Origin of the sequence: Sphingobacterium sp. IITKGP-BTPF85 (assembly GCF_001006065.1) — a bacterium.
GTDB classification, from domain to species: Bacteria; Bacteroidota; Bacteroidia; order Sphingobacteriales; family Sphingobacteriaceae; genus Sphingobacterium; species Sphingobacterium anhuiense.
Genome location: NZ_ASZT02000335.1, coordinates 1 through 586 on the forward strand (window position 1 = coordinate 1; position 586 = coordinate 586).

1 tRNA gene is annotated in these 586 nt (G+C 35.7%); it reads right to left on the reverse strand.

Annotation, left to right across the window (positions count from 1 at the left end):
• Window positions 1-140: 140 nt before the first annotated feature.
• Window positions 141-230: transfer RNA gene (locus L950_RS25520), tRNA-Ser, on the reverse strand.
• Window positions 231-586 lie beyond the last annotated feature (356 nt).

A 586-nucleotide genomic window follows, 5' to 3' on the forward strand; every position in this document is an offset into this window, starting at 1 on the left:
AAAAGGGGGGGCTTCAAGACAAAACAAAGCCATTCACTCCGTTCATCACTTTTGTTGTTTATATACTTTTTTTTAAAACTTACGTTTACAAAAGTACATAAACGACAAAACCCGACTAATAGTCGGGCTTTGTTTTGTCTTGGCGGAAGAGGAGGGATTCGAACCCTCGGTACCGTTTCCAGTACGACAGTTTAGCAAACTGTTCCTTTCGGCCACTCAGGCACTCTTCCTTGTTTTGACAATGCAAACATAAGGCAATTATTTTATTTTTGCAAAGTCTAGAAACGCCTTTTTTATCCTTTTATTGATTTTTTTTATGAAAGTCGATAAATAGCAAAAATCGCACTTATCAGCAGGCTTTATTTTGTCTTGATGAAGGGATTATTTACTTCATCATGAATGGAGATCGTTATTCTTATAAAATTTAATGATCCTCTTCGCCCATTATTTTACTGTACATCGACTTTCTTAAAATCGATTTTTACAAATGTATGTAAACAACAAAAGCCGACTATAAGTCGCTTTTATTTTGTCTTTGCGGAAGGGGAGGGATTATTTTCATGATCAAAAAGGGGGGCTTCAATAC